General features: G+C 74.1%; 16 protein-coding genes. 5 read left to right on the plus strand and 11 right to left on the minus strand.

Annotated features, from left to right (window positions below):
• Window positions 1-119 precede the first annotated feature (119 nt).
• Window positions 120-1,016 (plus strand): VanW family protein, encoded by an 897-nt coding sequence (locus tag FHX74_RS12485; protein ID WP_182560529.1) that lies wholly within the window; start codon window positions 120-122, stop codon window positions 1,014-1,016.
• A gap of 4 nt (window positions 1,017-1,020) precedes the next feature.
• Here FHX74_RS12485 and FHX74_RS12490 read toward each other — a convergent pair whose 3' ends face one another.
• Window positions 1,021-1,824 carry a dihydrofolate reductase family protein gene (locus tag FHX74_RS12490; protein WP_182560530.1) on the minus strand — a complete coding sequence of 268 codons (804 nt, stop codon included), beginning with the start codon at window positions 1,822-1,824 and terminating at the stop codon, window positions 1,021-1,023.
• A gap of 84 nt (window positions 1,825-1,908) precedes the next feature.
• On the opposite strand from FHX74_RS12490, the gene FHX74_RS12495 reads away from it, so the two are divergent.
• Complete coding sequence (locus FHX74_RS12495) at window positions 1,909-2,787, plus strand: PPK2 family polyphosphate kinase (protein WP_182560531.1); 879 nt, start codon at window positions 1,909-1,911, stop codon at window positions 2,785-2,787.
• Window positions 2,788-2,914: 127 nt separating this feature from the next.
• On the opposite strand, the gene FHX74_RS12500 is transcribed toward FHX74_RS12495, so the two are convergent.
• From FHX74_RS12500 to FHX74_RS12535, 8 genes are all read right to left on the minus strand, one after another.
• Window positions 2,915-3,733: a sirohydrochlorin chelatase gene (locus FHX74_RS12500; RefSeq protein WP_182560532.1), complete on the minus strand. Its 819-nt coding sequence runs from the start codon at window positions 3,731-3,733 to the stop codon at window positions 2,915-2,917.
• A gap of 15 nt (window positions 3,734-3,748) precedes the next feature.
• The gene (gene cysC / locus FHX74_RS12505) at window positions 3,749-4,384 is read right to left on the minus strand and encodes an adenylyl-sulfate kinase (RefSeq protein ID WP_182560533.1); all 636 of its coding nucleotides are present in this window, start codon (window positions 4,382-4,384) and stop codon (window positions 3,749-3,751) included.
• The gene (locus FHX74_RS12510; protein ID WP_182560534.1) at window positions 4,381-5,184 is read right to left on the minus strand and encodes a phosphoadenylyl-sulfate reductase; all 804 of its coding nucleotides are present in this window, start codon (window positions 5,182-5,184) and stop codon (window positions 4,381-4,383) included. The genes cysC and FHX74_RS12510 overlap by 4 nt, the downstream gene beginning before the upstream one ends.
• Before the next feature lie 196 nt (window positions 5,185-5,380).
• Window positions 5,381-7,078, minus strand: a complete 1,698-nt coding sequence (locus tag FHX74_RS12515; protein WP_182560535.1) for a nitrite/sulfite reductase — start codon at window positions 7,076-7,078, stop codon at window positions 5,381-5,383.
• A 262-nt stretch (window positions 7,079-7,340) separates the two neighbouring features.
• A complete protein-coding gene (locus FHX74_RS12520; RefSeq protein WP_220483903.1) occupies window positions 7,341-8,501 on the minus strand; it encodes a YihY/virulence factor BrkB family protein in 1,161 nt (386 codons plus the stop codon).
• 353 nt (window positions 8,502-8,854) lie between these two features.
• Window positions 8,855-10,666, minus strand: a complete 1,812-nt coding sequence (locus FHX74_RS12525) for an alpha/beta hydrolase (RefSeq protein ID WP_182560536.1) — start codon at window positions 10,664-10,666, stop codon at window positions 8,855-8,857.
• A gap of 269 nt (window positions 10,667-10,935) precedes the next feature.
• Complete coding sequence (locus FHX74_RS12530) at window positions 10,936-12,867, minus strand: alpha/beta hydrolase (protein ID WP_182560537.1); 1,932 nt, start codon at window positions 12,865-12,867, stop codon at window positions 10,936-10,938.
• Between the two features lie 135 nt (window positions 12,868-13,002).
• Window positions 13,003-13,962, minus strand: a complete 960-nt coding sequence (locus tag FHX74_RS12535) for a DUF389 domain-containing protein (protein ID WP_182560906.1) — start codon at window positions 13,960-13,962, stop codon at window positions 13,003-13,005.
• 117 nt (window positions 13,963-14,079) lie between these two features.
• On the opposite strand from FHX74_RS12535, the gene FHX74_RS12540 reads away from it, so the two are divergent.
• Window positions 14,080-14,679 carry a DUF6197 family protein gene (locus FHX74_RS12540; RefSeq protein ID WP_182560538.1) on the plus strand — a complete coding sequence of 200 codons (600 nt, stop codon included), beginning with the start codon at window positions 14,080-14,082 and terminating at the stop codon, window positions 14,677-14,679.
• A 23-nt stretch (window positions 14,680-14,702) separates the two neighbouring features.
• Here the strand turns inward: FHX74_RS12540 and FHX74_RS12545 are convergent, their stop codons facing one another.
• Window positions 14,703-15,479, minus strand: a complete 777-nt coding sequence (locus FHX74_RS12545; RefSeq protein ID WP_182560539.1) for a hypothetical protein — start codon at window positions 15,477-15,479, stop codon at window positions 14,703-14,705.
• Between the two features lie 498 nt (window positions 15,480-15,977).
• On the opposite strand from FHX74_RS12545, the gene FHX74_RS12550 reads away from it, so the two are divergent.
• Window positions 15,978-16,655, plus strand: a complete 678-nt coding sequence (locus tag FHX74_RS12550; RefSeq protein ID WP_182560540.1) for a serine hydrolase — start codon at window positions 15,978-15,980, stop codon at window positions 16,653-16,655.
• Between the two features lie 58 nt (window positions 16,656-16,713).
• Complete coding sequence (locus tag FHX74_RS12555; RefSeq protein WP_182560541.1) at window positions 16,714-17,442, plus strand: MgtC/SapB family protein; 729 nt, start codon at window positions 16,714-16,716, stop codon at window positions 17,440-17,442.
• A gap of 43 nt (window positions 17,443-17,485) precedes the next feature.
• Here FHX74_RS12555 and FHX74_RS12560 read toward each other — a convergent pair whose 3' ends face one another.
• Complete coding sequence (locus tag FHX74_RS12560; protein WP_182560542.1) at window positions 17,486-18,241, minus strand: glycoside hydrolase family 16 protein; 756 nt, start codon at window positions 18,239-18,241, stop codon at window positions 17,486-17,488.

An 18,241-nucleotide genomic window follows, 5' to 3' on the forward strand; every position in this document is an offset into this window, starting at 1 on the left:
TCACCCCCGTTCTCGCGTGCGGCGGGCCGGAGCAGGCCAGGATGGTCGGCAACTTCTCGGTGTCGGGCCGCATCTAGTCAGGGGGATGGGGTCCGAGGCCCATCCGGACGGGGGTACGGATGTCCACACTGACCAGCCGCACGCAGGCCGAGGCGTCTGCGACCGACCGGCCGCGGGTGCGCCGCCGCTGGGCCGAACGGTTCCCGGCGCTCTATCCGCTGGCCGTCGAGGTGCACCGGCTGCGCCGCCGGGCGGTCTGGCTCCGTCAGGACCTGCGCGGCGCGACCGTGCTGGCCCGGTCCCGGGGCGCCGAGGACCTGCCGGTCCGGGTGTTGCGGCACAAGTCGCTGCTGCTCCGCACCCTCGGCGACTCCGAGATGCGGCTGCAGCACAACAAGGTGACGAACCTGCGGATCGCCGCCGCCGCGGTCGACGGACTGCTGATCCGGCCCGGCGAGGAGTTCTCGTTCTGCCGGACGGTGGGCAAGGCGACGGCGCGCAAGGGGTACGTCGAGGGCATGCTGCTCGACAACGGCCGGGCCACCGCGGGCGTCGGCGGCGGGATCTGCCAGCTGGCCAACCTGCTGCACTGGATGGTGCTGCACAGCCCGCTCACCGTCACCGAGCGGTCCGAGCACTCCTTCGACCCGTTCCCCGACCAGGGTCGGGTGCTGCCGTGGGGCGTCGGCTGCGCGGTCTACTACAACTACGTCGACCTGCGGTTCCGCAACGACACCGACGTGACCTTCCAGCTCCGGACCCGCGTCGGCGAGCGCTACCTCGAGGGCGAGCTCCGCGCCGCGGCACCGGTGCCGCACTCCTATTCGGTCTACGCGGTCGGCGAGGGCTTCGACCGGGTCGACGGCCGCTGGTACCGGCACAACGAGATCTGGCGCGACGTCATCGACCGCCGGACCGGCGACCGGGTCGGGCGCGAGCTGCTCAAGCGCAACCGCGCGCTGGTCACCTACGAGCCGGAGCTCGACGACGACGGACGTCCCCACCGCGGCGGCTGACCGGTCAGCGGGGGATCAGGTAGCGGGTGAACAGCGAGCCGTCGTCGGCGTGCAGCAGGTGGGCCAGCTCGGCCACCGGGTTGGGCTGCAGCGGCCCGCCGGTGACGATCCGGCCACCGTCGCCCCCGACCAGCCGGGAGGCGATGGTGAGGCAGAGGTCGTCCACCAGGCCGGCGTCGATCAGCCGTCGGTGCAGCCCGGCGCCGCCCTCGCAGAGCAGCCGCGGTCCGGCGGTCCCGACCAGGTGCGCGACCGCCTCGGTCACTCCGACGTGCTCGCCGGGGAACTCGGTGACGTCGACGCCGTGGTCGCGGAACCGGGCCAGCGCGTCCGGGTCCTGCCCCTCGGTGGTGAGCACGGTGACCGGCCCGGCGGGCGCGCCGGCGTCGGCCAGCTCCGGGTCCAGGTCGAGGCTGGAGGTGATCACCGCGAGCCGCGGATAGGACGCCAGGCCGAGCCGCCGGCGCAGGTCCACCTGCCACGGCTCGAGGGTGATGGCCCGGTAGCCCTCGGTGCGGACCGTGGCTGCACCGACCAGCACCACGTCGGCGTGGGCGCGGAGCGCCGCGAAGACCTGCCGGTCCGAGGGGGTGTTGATGGTGCCGGAGCGGCCGTCGTCGCCGACCGCCGAGCCGTCCAGACTGGCCACGAAGTTGGTCCGCAGCCACCCGCGGGCCGGGGCCGGGTGGTCGTAGAGGGTCTCGAGCTCGTCCGGTCCGAGGGTCGTACCCGGGGCCACCGACCCGTCCCGGACGAAGTCGGCGACGATCGGGTCGTCGAGGTCGGGGCGCTGCTGCTCGCTCGGCACGGCCACAGCCTAGGCAGGCGGCCCAGGGCGCTGACCTGCGCCGGGCCGCCGCCCACCCGGAGCCCGGACCGGCGAGAATGACGCATGGCCAAGACCCCGAAGAACGCCGCCGACCCGACCCGGCTCTCCGACCTGCTCCGGCTGCCGCAGGGTCCGGTCGACCTCGGCCGGTACGACCCGCGCGCGACGCCGGGCTTCGTGGGCGGGAAGAAGCAGGCGCCCGCCGCGACCGCGGCGCTGGCTCCGCGGCTCGACGACCTGCAGGAGCGGCTGTTCGCGGCCGGCCGGGCCGGCACCGGGGTGGACGGGCCGCCGGTGCCGAGCGTGCTAGTGGTGCTGCAGGGGATGGACACCTCGGGCAAGGGCGGGGTGATTCGGCACGCCATCGGGCTGGTCGACCCGCAGGGCGTCCAGATCAGCGCGTTCAAGGCGCCGACCCGCGCCGAGAAGCGGCACGACTTCCTCTGGCGGATCCGACGCCGGACGCCCGCACCCGGCACCATCGGGATCTTCGACCGCTCGCACTACGAGGACGTGCTGATCGTCCGGGTGCACGAGTTGGTCCCCGAGAGCGAATGGTCCGCTCGCTACGAGCAGATTAACGCGTTCGAGGCGGAGCTGGCCGCGGCCGGGACGACGGTGCTCAAGTGCTATCTGCACATCTCCGCCGACGAGCAGCGGCAGCGGCTGCTGGCCCGGCTCGACGACCCGAGCAAGTACTGGAAGTACAACCCGGGCGACGTCGACGAACGGGCGCTCTGGCCGAGCTACCTGCGGGCCTACGAGGACGCGCTGGAGCAGTGCAACACCACCGGCGCGCCCTGGCACCTCGTCCCGGCCGACCGCAAGTGGTACCGCAACTGGGCGGTCGCCGCGCTGTTGCTCGAGCACCTCGAGGCGCTCCACCTGCAGTGGCCGCCGGCCGACTTCGACGTCGAGACCGAACGCTCGCGGTTGCTCTGAGCCACCCCGACGCGCGCTGAGACGAGACGACGCGCGCTGAACCCGTCGAAGCGCATCGAGGGCGCTTCGACGAGCTCAGCGCGCGTTGCGGGTCAGGCTCAGCGCACGTTCTGGCGCGCGGACCGGGTCAGGCGCCGACGACGGTGAGGTGGCGGACCGGCGCGGGCTCGTCGGCGATCAGCGGCTCGAGGTCGACCAGCTCGATCGCGGCGACGACGAAGCGGGTCAGCGCGGCGGAGGTGACCTCCTCGCCGGCCCCGAGCGGGTCGGAGACCGCGACGGCGCCGTGTTCGCGCGCCAGCTCGGCGATCCGGCGGTAGTCCTCGTCGTGCGACAGGAACCAGCTGCCGACCGCGATGTGCCGGCGGCCCTGCGCGCGCAGGGTGCGGATCGCCTCGGCGGGGCTCGGCCCGCTGTCGTGCGCGAACGCGGTCACGCAGGGGAGCTTGTGGTGGCCGGCCCACTGCCGGGCGCGGCGGGCGACGAGGGCGTTGCTGCGGATGTTGCTGCCGCCGGCGGAGGCGAAGACCAGCGCGTCGAGCTCGCTGACCCGGCGGACCCGGAGCGCGTCGCGGAGCCGGCGGTCGAGGACCCCGAGCAGGGCCGGGTCCGGCCCGAGCGGGCGGGCGGCGATCAGCCGGAGCGACGGGTGGGCGGCGCGGGCCGCGGTGAGCAGCTGCGGCAGACCGTCCTGGACGACGCCGCGCTCGCCGAGGGCCAGCGGCACCAGGACCACCTCGGTGACCCGGCGCCGGACCAGCTTGTTGATCACGGTGAGCAGCGACGGGGTGGTGCTGCCGATCCCGACCGGCGAGTCGACGTAGGCCACGTGGACGTCGAGGTCGGGCCGCAGCTCGGTGAGCCCGGCGCGGATCTGGCGGCTGACCTCGGCCGCGCGGGCGTCGTCGCCGCCGGCGGAGAGGAGCACGAGGGAAGGAGCAGTCATGATGCGTCCTCGGTTCTACTCGGACCGCCGGGCATCGGATCCCGGCGAGGTGGAGATCGGGTGGGTGCCGTCGACCAGCGCGTCGACCAGCGCCTGGCTGCGCCGGACCGCGTCCTCGAGGGCCAGCTGCTCGGTGTCCAGCACCAGCTCGGGGCGGGCGGGCGCCTCGTAGGGGTCGTCGACCCCGGTCAGGCCGGAGAGCTCGCCACGGCGCGCCTTCGCGTACAGACCCTTGACGTCGCGGGCCTCGGTGACCTCGAGCCGGGTGGAGACGTGCACCTCGGCGAACGCGACACCGTGGTCGAGGTGGTCGGCGCGGACGGCGTCCCGGGCGGCGGCGTAGGGCGCGATCACCGGGACCAGGGTGACCACGCCGTGCTCGGCGAGCAGCCGGGCGACCCAGCCGATCCGCCGGACGTTGGTGTCGCGGTCGGCGCGGCTGAAGCCGAGGCCCTGGGAGAGGTGCGGGCGCACCTCGTCGCCGTCGAGCACCCGGACGTCGGTCCCGTCGGCGCGCAGCCGGTCGGCCAGGGCGTGGGCGATGGTCGACTTGCCGGCCGACGGCAGCCCGGTGAACCAGACGGTGGCCCCGGGCCGGCGGCCGGCGACCGGCGTACCGGTCGTCGCCCGCTCGGCGACCTGACCGCTCACAGCTGGATCCCGCACTCGCTCTTGCCCAGCCCGGCCCACCGACCGCTGCGCGGGTCGTCCCCGACCGGACGGCTGGTGCACGGCTCGCAGCCCACCGAGGGGTAGCCGTCCTCGAGCAGCGGGTTGATGATCAAGCCGTGCCGCTCGATGTAGTCGGCCACGTCCTGGTCGCTCCAGCCGGCGATCGGGGCGATCCTGATCATGTTCTTGCTGGGGCTGTACGACACCACCTGGGTGCGCGCCCGGGACCGGCTGTCGGCCCGCCGGACGCCGGTGGCCCAGGCGTCGTAGGGCGCCAGCACCCGGTTGAGCGGCTCGACCTTGCGCAGCTTGCAGCACAGGTCGGGGTTGGTGGCGAACAGGTCCTTGCCGTGCGCGGCGTCCTGCTGTGCCACCGTCTGCTCGGGCGTCACGTTGACCACGTGGACGTCGAACATCGCCTCGACCGCGTCGCGGGTGCCGATGGTCTCGGCGAAGTGGTAGCCGGTGTCGAGGAAGATCACGTCGATCCCCGGCGCCACCTGCTCGGCCAGGTGCACCATCACGGTGTCGGCCATCGAGGAGGTGACGGCCATCCGGTACCCGAACTGCTCGAAGCCCCAGGCCAGGATCTCCTGGGCCGACGCGTGCGCCAGCCGCATGTTGGCGTCCCGCGCGATGGTCTCGAGCTTGTCGGTGCTGCGCTGCCGGACCGGTCGCCGCACCGAGTAGGGCTGGCTGGTCAGTTTGTCCGATCGCGGCCCGAACGGGTTCGCGAACCCGGCGAGGTGGCTCGGACGGAGGAGGTGGTCCACGGTCATCGACTGCTCTCCCTCGGGGACGGGTCTGCCGATGTCAGACCCAGGAACGTGACGGAGAACGCGCGCAGACAGCTGCGGCATTCCCATCCCGTCTCCAGCGGGAAGAGCGTCTCCTCGGCGCAGTAGGGGCAGTAGCTGATCGCCTGGTGCCTAGAGCCGGCCCGGACCGGGCTCGGACCGCTGCTCGTGCTGCCGGTCACGCCAGCACCGTCTCGTCGGCGCGGGCCACCCACTGGGCGAACCGCTCGCCGTCGGTGCGCTCGGCCAGGTAGGCCTTGGCCAGCCGCTCGACGTAGTCGGGCAGGTCGTCGGCGACCACCTTGTGGCCGCGCAGCTTGCGGCCGAACCCGGCGTCGAGGCCGAGCCCGCCGCCGAGGTGGACCTGGAAGCCCTCGACCTGGTGGCCGTCCGGCCCGGGCACCAGCTGGCCCTTGAGCCCGATGTCGGCGACCTGGATCCGGGCGCACGAGTTGGGGCAGCCGTTGAGGTTGACGGTGATGGGGGAGTCGAGGTTGCCGAGTCGCTGCTCGAGCTCGTCGACCAGCGCCGCGGCGCGGCCCTTGGTCTCGACGATGGCCAGCTTGCAGAACTCGATCCCGGTGCAGGCCAGCACCGAGCGGCGCCAGGCCGTCGGGTCGGCGGTCAGGCCGAGCTCGGTCCGGACGGCCTCGATCAACGGCTGCACCCGGTCCTCGGCGACGTCGAGCACCAGCAGCTTCTGCATCGGCGTGGTCCGGACCCGGGACGAGCCGTGCGCCTCGGCCAGCTCGGCGAGCCGGACCAGCTTCTCGCCGCTGACCCGGCCGGCCACCGCGCTGAAGCCGACGAAGTAGTTGCCGTCCTGCTGCCGGTTCACCCCGACGTGGTCGCCCGGGGCGACCGGCGTGGCCGGGGCCGGCCCGTCGACCAACGGGCGGTGCAGGTACTCGGTCTCGAGCACCCGGCGGAACTTCTCCGGGCCCCAGTCGGCGACCAGGAACTTGATCCGGGCCTTGGTCCGGAGCCGTCGGTAGCCGTAGTCGCGGAACACCCGGACCACTCCGGCCCAGACGTCGGCGACCTCGTCGAGCGGCACCCAGGCCCCCAGCCGCTGCGCGAGCATCGGGTTGGTCGACAGCCCGCCGCCGACCCAGAGGTCGAAGCCCGGGCCGTGCTCGGGGTGCTCGACGCCGACGAACGCGACGTCGTTGATCTCCGGGACGGTGTCCTGGCTGGGGTGGCCGCTGATCGCGGTCTTGAACTTCCGCGGCAGGTTGGAGAACTCCTCGCTGCCGATGTAGCGCTCGGCGATCTCCCGCACCGCCGGGGTGCCGTCGACGATCTCGTCGGCCGCGATCCCGGCCACCGGGGAGCCGAGGATGACCCGCGGGCAGTCGCCGCAGGCCTCCATCGTCGACAGCCCGACCGATTCGAGCCGACGCCAGATCTCCGGCACGTCCTCGATCCGGATCCAGTGCAGCTGGACGTTCTGCCGGTCGGTGACGTCGGCGGTGCCGCGGGCGAAGTCGATGCTGATCTGCCCGACCACCCGCAGCTGCTCGGTGGTGAGCGCCCCGCCGTCGATCCGCACCCGGAGCATGAAGTGGCTGTCGTCGAGCTCGTGCGGCTCGAGGGTGGCGGTCTTGCCGCCGTCGATCCCGGGCCGGCGCTGGGTGTAGAGACCCATCCAGCGGAACCGGTTGCGCAGGTCGGAGGGGTCGATGCTGGCGAAGCCGCGGACCGCGTAGATGTTCTCGATCCGGCTCCGGACGTGCAGCGCGTCGTCGTCCTTCTTGGCCTGCTCGTTGGGGTTGAGCGGCTCGCGGTACCCGAGCGCCCACTGGCCCTCGCCCTTGGCGCGGCGCGGGGAGCCGGCGCGGGCAGGGCGGGTCGGGCGGGAGTCTGCGACGGTCATCGGTCCTCTTCGGGTGCGGTCCGGGCGGGGTGCGGGCTCGGCGCGACGCGAGGGTTCCGATTCGCGCAGGGGCCCGGGTGCGTCAGCGGTACGAGCGGGAAAGAGGACACATCATCGACTTGGTACGACCGAAGTCGACGTAACGCCGGACGACCTGATGATCCGGCGAGAGCCAGGTCATCTCCCAGGTCGGGGCGGTGCGCATGACCTCACCTTTGGCCAGACGTCCCGCCCGATCAAGTTGGTTTCCCAGAATATGAGATCAGGTCTCGTCTTTTGGACGCCGGTCCGACGCGCGGGTGTCGGGAACGGCGGCGAGCCCGGCCGCCAGCCGGGCCTCGAGCGGGCTGTCGGCGGCGGCCACCGCCCGGTCGGTGGCGCGGAGGCGCTCGATCGCGGCAGCCGCCTCCGGGTCCGGGCCGGAGGTCCCGGCCGGTTCGGCGCCGCCTGCAGCATCCTCGCCGGCGCGCTCGGTCCCGGCGGCGTCCGCGACCTCGTGGCTCTCGCCGTGGCCGAAGACCGCGGGCCACAGGGTGGCCACGGCGGAGTTGAGCGCGGCCCCGATCAGCACGGCCAGCGACATCACGTAGAGCCAGATCAGGATGGCGATCGGGGCGGCCAGCGGGCCGTAGATCGTGGTGCTGCCCGAGCTGATCCCCAGCACGTAGCGGAGCAGCACGCTGCCGCCCACCCAGATGGCCAGCGACAGCGCGGCGCCGGGCAGGTGACCGCGCCACCGGGTCCGGGCCGGGACGGCGATCCGGTAGAGCGCGATCAGGAACAGCACCGAGCCGAGCACCATCACCGGCCAGTAGAGGAGCCCGATCGGCTCGAGCCGGCGTGGCAGCAGCCGGGCCACGAGCGAGGGACCGGCCAGCACCAGCGGCACCAGCACCACCCCGAGCAGCAGGAAGATCACGTACGAGACGAACGAGAGCGCCCGGGTCCGGACCAGGTTCCGGACGCCGCCCTGGCCGTACATGATCGTGATGGTGTCGAAGAAGACGTTGAGCGCGCGCGAGCCCGACCACAGGGCCAGCACGAAGCCGATGGAGATCACCGAGTAGCGGCCCGAGGTGAGGACGTCGGACAGCGTCGGCGCGAGGACGGCCTCGACGGTGCTCGGGTTGAGCACCCGGGAGGCCAGCGAGAGGATCTGGGTCTGGAAGCCGGCGACATCGGCGCTGCGGAACTGGCTGGCCACGAAGCCGATCGCGCCGGCCAGGCCGAAGATCAGCGGCGGCAGCGACAGGATCGCGAAGAAGGCAGCCTCCGCGGCGAGCCCGGTCACCCGGTAGCGGAAGCAGACCGTGAAGGTGGCTGCGGCCATCCGGCCCACCGTCGCCCCGACCCGGCGGACCGGCGCCGGGACGACCCGGGCCAGCCGCGACCGCAGTCCGTGGTGCGGGGTCCGGTCGGCCATGACGTCCACGGTAGAGGCGCGTCCGGCCGTCCCGGAGGATCTGCGCGCCGGGCGGCCCCCGATCCGGGCTCCGGCCGGTTCCGGTCGGGCCCCACGGAGCAGTCCGGAAAAGATCCGACGGGACCCGGAATAGCGGTCCTCGGGTCGCGGTTGTGCTGGTCGGTCGGTGCGGGACAGTGTCCCCGGGCCTCAACCAACGCCTTCGCGGACCACACCGGTAGACCGGTACCGCGTTGCGCACCTCGCCGAGAGGCGACCGCCGCACCGACCGCCGGCAACGCGCAGGGCACCGTGGTTCTCCACGGTGCCCTGCGTCGTCTCCGGAGCCGGTGACCCGCCCGGTGGGGGCGGGCTCAGCCGAGCGGCCCCGCGGCCGCGTCGGCAGCGATGCTCTTCTGCAGGGTGGCCGCGGTCCGGCTCGACGCCGAACCGGCGAACGGCTGGTAGGCGCCGGTGCAGGTGGTGCCGTAGGCCGGCAGCTTGCGGGTCAGCAGGTAGCGGTCGACCGCGCGGGTGACGCAGGAGGAGGTCCCGTAGGCGGTGTGGCCCCAGGACCGGCTGGAGAGCAGTCGGGTGTTCGGCATCAGGGTGTCGACGCGCTGGGCGTTCGCGTAGTTGGTGGCCGGGTCCCAGGTGTTGCCGACCACCAGGATGGTCGCGGCCGTCCGCTTGGTGAACGGTCCGCGGTAGGCGTCCTCGTCGTGGGCCTTCCAGGTCGCGGTCGCGCACGGCGCCGAGGCCCAGGTCCAGGAGGCGCCGAAGTACGGGGCGGCGGCGTCGGCCTTGCGGGCGGCGCCGGCCCACGCCGACGGCGAGGACGGCTCCAGACCGTCGCTGCACTGGACGCCGGAGTAGGACTCCTGGCTGTCGTCGTAGCCGAGGCCGCGGATCTGGCGGGCCTCGTGCAGGGTGCGGGCCAGCGCGCGCTGGAGCGCGGCGGTGGACGCCGACCGTGCGGCGCTGCTGTCGGTGGCCGCCAGCAGCTGCGCGGTGGTGGTCATCAGCTGCGGCCCGGCGGTGGAGTCGTAGAGCTCCTGACCGACGTAGCTGATCCACAGCGCGTAGCTGATCGTCCCGTCGGTGGTCTGCAGCGGGTGCGCGCGCAGTCGGTCGGCCAGCAGCGCGAACTTCTGCTGCGCCGTCCGGGTGCCGCCGGCCAGGTCGCACCGGGTCGGGCCGGCCGCGTCGCAGCGGCGCATCAGCTCCTTGAGCGCCTTCCAGCTGCCCTCGGCGGAGCGCAGCCGGGCGGTCAGCGGGGTGTTCCGGTTGGCCGAGGTGCCGGCCCAGGTGGTCGGGTCGATCACCCCGTCGATGGCCAGCACCCGGAAGCGGTCCGGGAACAGGTTGGCGTAGACCTCGCCGAGGTAGGTGCCGTAGGAGAAGCCGAGATAGTTGAGCTTGCTGTCCTTGACCGCGCGGCGGGCGAGCTCCATGTCGCGGGCGACCTCGGCGGTCGACATCGCCGACGCGGTGGCGCGGCCACGGTTCGCGCAGGCCCTGGCCAGCGCGGCGGCGGACCGGAGGTGGGCCTTCTGCTCGGCCGCGGTGACCGGGAAGCCGACGGCGAATCCGCTCAGCGCACTGGTCTGTGCCGCCGTGCTGGAGAAGCAGCGCAGCGGGCTGCTGGCGTTGGTGCCGCGCGGGTCCATGCCGACGATGTCGAACTGGCGACGCAGCGCGGGCGAGAACATCGAGGACGCCTCGGCGGCCAGCTCGACCGCGGAACCGCCCGGTCCGCCCGGGTTCACGAACAGCGAGCCGATCCGGTGGGCGCGGTCGGTGGCCGGGTTCTTGAGCAGCCGCACCTTCAGCTTGGCGCCGGTCGGCTTGTCGTAGTCGAGCGGCACCGTCAGCCAGCTGCACCGCAGCCGGCTGTCCCGGTAGGAGGACGGGCAGCGGGTCCAGCCGAGCTTCGGGGTCTTCACCCGGGAGAGCCGGCGCGCCTCGGTGGCCGAGGTCTTCGCCGGCTTCGGCTTGGTGGCGGCGGTGGCGGCGGTGGCGGCGCGCGTCGCCGACGCCGCAGCGCCCGCAGCCGCAGCGCCCGCACCGGGGGTGGCCGAGGCGACCGGGGACGGGGCCAGCAGGCTGCCGGCGAGCAGCCCGGTGGCGAGCAGCCCGGTGGCGAGGAGGTGGGGGGACGGGCGCAGGCGTGACGGGACGCGCATGCGGGAACCTCGATCTGTGGTCGGAGCGGAGGGAGCCGGACGTCGGCGCGGACCTCGGGGCAGCGGGAGGGGCGAGCGGCGCGCGTCGACGCGGAGCCGGGCGGACGGGGGGAGTCGACCCACCCGCAGTCTCTCAACCGGACCGGCGGCTGCCCACCCCGGACGGACTCGGTTGGGTCACGGTTCGCCCAGCGCCGGGTGAGGATCGGCCGGGTTTCGTTCAGGGTCGGAATGCCCTGAGCAGCCGCCCGGCCGCTCTCACCGGGCTCTCAGCGGACGCCGTTGGCGCGGATCAGCGCCTCGGCCAGCGGGTCGAGCCGGACACCCTGCCACGACAGCCCGCTGCGGGCGGTGCGCGCCTGCCCGGAGAGCACCGGCTGGCTGAACGGCCGGTAGGCCGTGTGGCAGACCAGCCCACGACGGGGTAGCTGCCGGGTCAGCAGGTAGGTGTCGATCTTGTCGCTGGCGCAGGTGGAGAACCCGTAGGAGGTGTGGCCCCAGTTGTCGGCGCTGAGCAGCCGGGAGGTCGGCATCAGCGCGGCGGCGGCCTTCGCCCCGCGGTACGGCGTGGCCGGGTCCCAGTCGGCACCGACGATCAGCACGGTGTTGGCGGTGCGCTTGGTGAACGGCCCGCGGTAGGCGTCCTCGTCGGTGGCCGTCCAGGTCGAACGGGCACAGGCCGCCGAGGCCCAGTCCCAGAGCCGGCCGAAGTAGGGCGAGGTCTTGTCGTCGGCGGCACCGGCCCGGACCCAGGTCTGCGGCGAGGTGGGGTGCTGGGCGTCGGTGCAGAGCACCGCGTTGTACGCGTCGAGGCTGTTGTCGTAGGGGAAGGCCCGGCGCTGCCCGGGGGTGCTCGCCTGCCGCGTGCGGAGCGCGTCGAGGGTGCGCAGGGTGGCGGCGAGCCGGGCGCTGGCCGCCTGCAGCTCAGCCTGCTCGGCGCCGGTGCGCCGGGCGGCCGGACGGTCCTGCTCGTTCGCCAGCTCGGTGGTGTCGGACAGCACCTGGGTGACGTCGTCGGGTGCGGTCGGCGAGTAGAGCAGCTGGCTGAGGTTCCCGACCAGGTCGGCGTAGTGCAGCGTGTAGGTGTCGCCGCTGAACGGGTCGGTCTGCACCAGCGGCTTCTTCTTCAGCCGGTCGGCGAGCGCGGCCAGGTTCTTCACCGGGTCACCGGCCGCGTAGAGGCAGTAGCGCGGCCCGACCTTGTCGCAGCGGCGCAGGATCTCCTGCAGCGCCCGCCAGGAGCCGGCGGCCGAGCCGAGCCGCTCGTCGATCAGCCGGTTCGAGCCGCGACCCACCCAGGCCTCGGGGTCGATGGTCCCGTCGAGCACCATCGTCCGGATCCGGTCCGGGAACAGGTTGGCGTAGACCTCGCCGAGGTAGGTGCCGTAGGAGAAGCCGAGGTAGTTGAGCTTGCTGTCCCCGACGCTGCGCCGCAGCACGTCCATGTCGCGGGCCACCTCGGCGGTCGACATCGACGCCGACAGCGGCTCACCGGTCGTGCTGCAGCCGCGGGCGAGCTGGGCGCTGGCGGCCAGGTAGCTCTTCTCCTGCGTCGCCCCGTACGGGAACGGGGTGCTCTGCAGCACCTTGAGCGACGGCGCCTGGGTGCGGGCGTCGGCGAAGCAGCGCACCTGGTCGCTGTAGCCGACCCCGCGCGGGTCGATGCCGACGATGTCGAAGGCGTCGAGGAGCGAGGGGTCGAGGAAGCCGGCCGCGTCGGAGACCAGTTCGGTGGCCGAGCCTCCCGGCCCGCCCGGGTTGAGGAACAGCGTGCCGATCCGCTTGGACGGCTTCCGGGCCGGCAGCTTCACCAGCGCCAGCTCGGTCGTGGCCCCGCGGGGCTGGTCGTAGTCCATCGGCAGCTTCGCGGTCGCGCAGCGCAGGTCGCCGCCGCAGCCGTACCAGGCCAGCTTCGGTGCCGGCACCCGGTCGACCCGGCGGGCCTCGAGCAGCGACGTCCGGTCGTACGCCGGTCGCTGGTGCCGGTGCCCGGGCAGCGACTTCGGCGGGGGCGGTGGGGCCGCCGGGGCCTGCAGCACCGGCCCGCCGAGACCGAGCAGCACCGCCGCGGCCAGCACCAGCGCGCCCCGACCGGCCCGGCGCACCGGGCCGGTCGGGCGCGGCGAGGCGGGCGACGGCCCCGCCGTCGACGGCGCGGCCGTCCTCCGGCGGGACGAGAGGGGCAGGGTGCGGCGAGGCATGGCGGTCCTGTGGGTCTGCTGCGAGCGGGGGGAGTGCCGGCGATGCTACGGGCCGGCACTGACGTCCGCAGGGACGACGCGGAACCGCCGCCGATCGGGACCGGATCGAGAGCCGGCCGAGACCTGACCGTGAGGTCAGCCGGTGCCGGTCGCACCGCGCTGGGCGGCCCGCCGGCGCTTCCGGACGGTGGCCCACAGGGCGCGCTGGACGAGCAGGGTGAGGACGCCGGCGACCAGCATCCCGACCAGGTTGATCCCGAGCTGGGCCGCCGACCCGGCCAGCTGGGTGGGCTGGCCGAAGGCGAGCGACAGCGCCAGGTCGCCGGCCGCGGGGACGGTGGTGACCGAGATGAACACCCCGACCAGCGCGTTGGTCTTGCCGGCGGTCTGCGACAGCACGCCGGCCGTCCCGGCCAGCAGGGCCACCACCGCCGACCACAGGTCGGGTCGCCAGATGAACCCGGTCAACGGACGCGGCCCGGTCACGTCCTCGAGGGTGATCACCCCGGTGACCCGCCCGAGCAGCGCGAGAGCGGCCGCGACCAGCACCGCGACGGCGAAGCCCTGGACCAGCAGGCGCAGCGCCCGGCCGCTCAGGCGCAGGTCGAGCAGCACCACGCCGAGGGCGAGCGCCGAGACCGCGGCGAACTCCGGCCCGACCACCATCGCACCGACCACCAGCACCGAGGAGTCGGTGATCACCGCCACCGAGGCGATCAGGGTGGCCAGGGTGAGGAACACGTAGTACGACCACGAGCCGCGGACCTCGCCGTTGGCCTGGTCGAGCACCTGGTCCCAGACCAGCGCGTCGTCGGGCGCGCCGGGCGCGGAGCGCTCAGTCCGGGCGGCGTTGGCCGACGGGGCGGCGTCGACCGTGGACAGCGCGACCGCGCCGCGCTCGTAGAGCCCGGCGCCGCGGACCAGGTCGAGGACGTCGGCCACCGCCTCGCGGGTCACGTCGCAGTGGAGGACGTCGCCGGCCGGGGACAGCGCCGTGCCGGGCAGGAACACCACGTTGGTCACGCACGGGTCGTCGACGAGCCGGTCGCGCAGACTGCCGGAGACGTCGTCCGGCGCGATCAGGCGGAGGTGCATCACCGGACGAACCCTAGGGGCGCCGGCGGTCGTCCGAGAGACCTCCGCCCCACCCGGGCCGGGCGTACGCTGACCGGGTCGGAGCCGGCCGCCGCGCCGCCCGGCAGGAGGTGGTCGATGACCGATCAGCACAGCACCGGCGTCGCCGGCCCCGACCTGCTCGCCGACCTGGTCGCCGCGGTCCGGCGCCGGTGGCGGCAGCTGACCACCCGGCCCGCCCCCGACTACCAGACGCCGCCCTCCCGGCTGGACCCGCAGGCCTGGCGGGTGCACCGGCAGGAGCGCGTGCTCGACCTGCTCGAGGCGACCCGGCACCGGATCGGCGAGACCGGCTGGGTCGCCGGCGGCTGGATGGCCTCGACCCGATCCGGGAGCTCGACGACGGCCGGGCTCGGCGAGGTGCGGGCGCTGCTGGCCCGGCCGGGTGGGGCCGGCGCGGCCTGCCTGGTCGGCACCATGCTGCTGCTGGCCGACGACCAGGACACCGCGCACACCCACGAGGACGTCTGGCAGGCCACCGACGCGCTGTACGAGTCGGTGCACGAACGCGCCGGCCACACCGGCTGGCCCGCCGGGCACGTCTGGTCACCGGCCGACCGGCGTCACCACCTGCGGGTGCTGACGGCGTGGAACGACGCACCGGGGCGACACGTCGGGGACGTGGTCGACCTGCTCAACCGGTCGATCTCGCGGACCATCGCCGCCTGCGTGTCCTGAGCAGAGGACCCGGTCCGTTGCGGTCAGCGGACCCGCACCCGCCGGGGGGCGAAGCCGAGCATCCGGCGGAAGTTGCGGGCGCCGTTGCCGAGCGTCGCGGGTGGCACCGGGTCGACCAGGAACTGCGCACCGCGGTCGAGCAGCTGCTCGACCACCGGCTTCATGATCAGGTAGCGCGCCAGTCCGTGCTCGGGCCCGTCGCCCAGGGTGCGGCAGTGGTGCAGCACCGCCCACGGGCCGTCCACCGCGAGCACCGCGAGCAGCACCGGCGTCCCGAACCGGTTGTAGGCGGCCAGCCAGAGGTCGTGCTCGTTGAGCTCACCGAGGTCCCCGGTGCCGCCGGTGGCCCGGTCCCGCACCGCCGCCGCGACCAGCAGCCGGCGGCGTTCGCCGAGGTCACGGACCACCCGCCAGCCCAGACCGAGCTGCTCGGCCTGGCGGATCTTGCGTCGCAGCGTGTGGCGCGCGCGGCCTTCGAGGTATCCGCCGATCGTGGTCGGCAGCTCCAGCACCGAGCGGTGACCGAGGGCTCGTGACGGTCCGAGCGGGCGTCGGAGGACGGCGCGGAGCACGCGGCCGCCGGAGCTGCGGCCGGGACGCGCCTCGAGCACGGGCAGCCGGTGCAGTTCGCGGACCAGCCGGGCGGTGCGGACCGGGTGCCGGGCGAACCAGGTCGCTCCCGGGGCACCGTCCGCGGTGTAGTCGGTGAGCGTGCCGGCGACGAACGCCTCGGCGTCGAGCGACGGAACGGTCGGAGCCTGCGCCTCGGTCGCCGAGGTCGGGAACATCAGCAGAGTCATCGTGGTCTTTCGGGCTGGAGCCTGGACGTCGTAGTCCCCCGGTACCCCGTGATGCCCCCTGCATCGCGCTCAGTTTCGGCCAAGGGGAGGGTCCGGGCAAGCTGTCGACACGCGTGCCGGACGGTCTCGGGGAGTTCTTACCCTGTTCCCAGCCGGTTCATGATCAGCAGCCGTCGATTGACCGGGAGGGGAGGGTCCGTGGCCAGGTCAGCGGTTCGTCCGCGACGCCCGGTGAGGGCGTCGGCCACTTGGCCGGTTGCCGGTCTGGCGGGTCTGCTGGCCGCCGCGGTGCTCGCCGGCGGTTGCGCGGCCGGACCCGGGACCAGCCCTTCGGAGACCGGTCCGAGCGAAACGGGGGCGAGTCCGACCGCGGTCCGGTCCTCCTCGAGCTCGGTGGCTTCCTCGACGACGTCCTCGGCACCCCCGGCCACGGGGTCTCCGTCGAGATCTCCGTCGGGAACAAGGCCGACGGCGGATCGCTGCGGGCCGGCCCCGACGGTGGCGGACCCGGACCACCAGGCGTGGGCCTTTGCCCGGCTCGACCGTCCCGACCGGGTGCGGACCGCCGGTCGGGTCGGCGACGAGCGGGCGTGGTCGACGTCGAAGGTGCTGGTGGTGGCCGGGTACCTGCAGAGCCGGGTCGGCGGCGACCCCGGACGGATCCCGGCCGCGGACCGGCGGCTGATCCGGGCCGCCCTCACCCGGTCCGACGAGGACGCGGTCGTCGCGGTCCGGGCCCGGATAGTCGGTCGGCCGGGGACGGTGATCACGCGGGTGCTCCGGTCGGTCGGGGACCGGGAGACCGTCGCGCCGGACCGCTACCAGGGGCTGATGCGGTGGAGTCTGCGCGAACAGGTCCGGTTCGCCGCCGCCCTCGACGCCGGCCGGGTGGTCTCGCCGACGGCGAGCCGGTGGCTGCTCGACCAGCTGCGCCCCGTGCCCGAGCACCGCTGGGGACTCGGCCGGATCGGGGCGACGGCGTTCAAAGGCGGCTGGCTGCGGGCTGACACCGCCACCCGGCAGGTCGGACTCGTCGACGGCTGGGCGGTGGCGATCAGCACCGACGCCGGCCCGGTGCGCAGACAGACCGACGGCGACGACGCGCACGTCACCGGGATGGACGCGCTCGCCCGCCGGCTGGCGTCGCGGCTCGACTGGGAACGGCGCTGCCGCTGAGCGGCCGAGCTGAGCGGATCCCCAGCCGCCGGCGACCACGGCAGGGGAGCCGGGCAGGATGGGACCGGTGTTCCACTGGGGCGATGCGTACGGGCAGGGCGGGCGGCAGCTCGTCGAACTCGGACTGGCGCTGCTGTTGTCCGCGCTGGTCGGGCTGGAGCGCCAGCTGCGGCACAAGCCGGCCGGTCTGCGCACCCACACCGTGGTCGGCCTCGGCGCCGCCGCGTTCCTGCTGATCAGCAAGTACGGCTTCACCGACGTGCTCGAGCCGGGTCGGGTCGTGCTCGACCCGTCCCGGGTGGCCGCACAGATCGTCTCCGGGCTCGGTTTCCTCGGCGCCGGTCTGATCTTCGTCCGCCGCGACGCCGTCCGCGGTCTGACCACCGCGGCCACCGTCTGGCTGGTCGCGGCGATCGCCGCCGCGGCGGCCGCCGGCCTGCCGCTGATCGCCGTCGCCTGCACGGCCGGCTACTTCCTGGTGCTCTACGCGCTGACCCCGGCGGTCAGCGTGCTGACCCGCGGGCGCCGCGAGGTGGCCGAGCTGGTCTGCACCTACCTCGACGGCCGCGGCGTGCTCCGCGACGTGGTCGCCGCCTGCACCGGCCAGGGCTGGTCCCTGACCCGGCTGGACACCGTCCCGGCCCGCGCCGACCGGGCGCCGGGCGACCGACCGCTGGTCGAGGTCGAGCTCACCCTCTCCGGGCGCGGGCCCACCACCGACCTGACGCTCCGGCTGGCCGAGCTCGACGGGGTGGTCGGGGTCCGGACCGCGGGCGACGACGACTGACCCCGTCGCCGGCCGCGAGCTGGTCCGCAATGGACGGCGGCGGTCAGCCGAGGTCGTAGACCTCGATCCAGTCCACGGCGAACACCGCTTCGGCGTCGGCCCGCTCGGGCTCCTGCGGCCAGCCGGTCTGGATCACCCAGCCCAGCGCGGTCTGCGGGACGTCCTCGGTGAGCCGGAACGCCTCGACGTCGTCGACCAGCCCGCGGACCGCGTCGGAGGTCCAGGCCAGGTCGTAGACGTGCGGCTCGCCCACCGCGCCGGGCAGCGGCAGCCGACGCGACGTCCGCGGGTCGATGCCCAGCCGGGCCGGGTGGAAGAAGCCCTGGTGCCCGCCACCCGGGCGGATCTCGGGGAAGCAGACCTCCCCGCCGTTCGGGACGCCGGCCGGGCGGCCGTCCCAGGTCCGCGGGTTGATCAGCGTCGCGACCGCGCCGGCGTGCGGGTCGCCGGTCAGCCGGGCCCGGAACCGGACCCGGAGGAAGGTGCGGTCGACCGCGTTCGGTCCCGGCAGCACCGGCTTGACCGAACCGGACAGCCACCGGCCGTCGTCGGCACGGTGGTTGCGGATGCGGAGCCAGGAGTCACGGACCGCATGGGTCGCGGCGCAGGCGTAGTGGCCGAGGTCGCCGTTCCCGATCGGACCGTCCGCCTTGCCCTTGAGCACTGCCGCCCAGGGGTTGCCGGCCGGGAACAGCCCGGCGTCCTCCGGCCGGGTGCCGGTCTGCCAGAGCGGTCCGGCCGGCAGGTCGGCTTCGTCGAAGTCGGTGCGGACGATCAGCCGCCAGTCGGGGGTGCGCAC

It is taken from the genome of Microlunatus kandeliicorticis (genome assembly GCF_014137855.1).
GTDB classification, from domain to species: Bacteria; Actinomycetota; Actinomycetes; order Propionibacteriales; family Propionibacteriaceae; genus Microlunatus; species Microlunatus kandeliicorticis.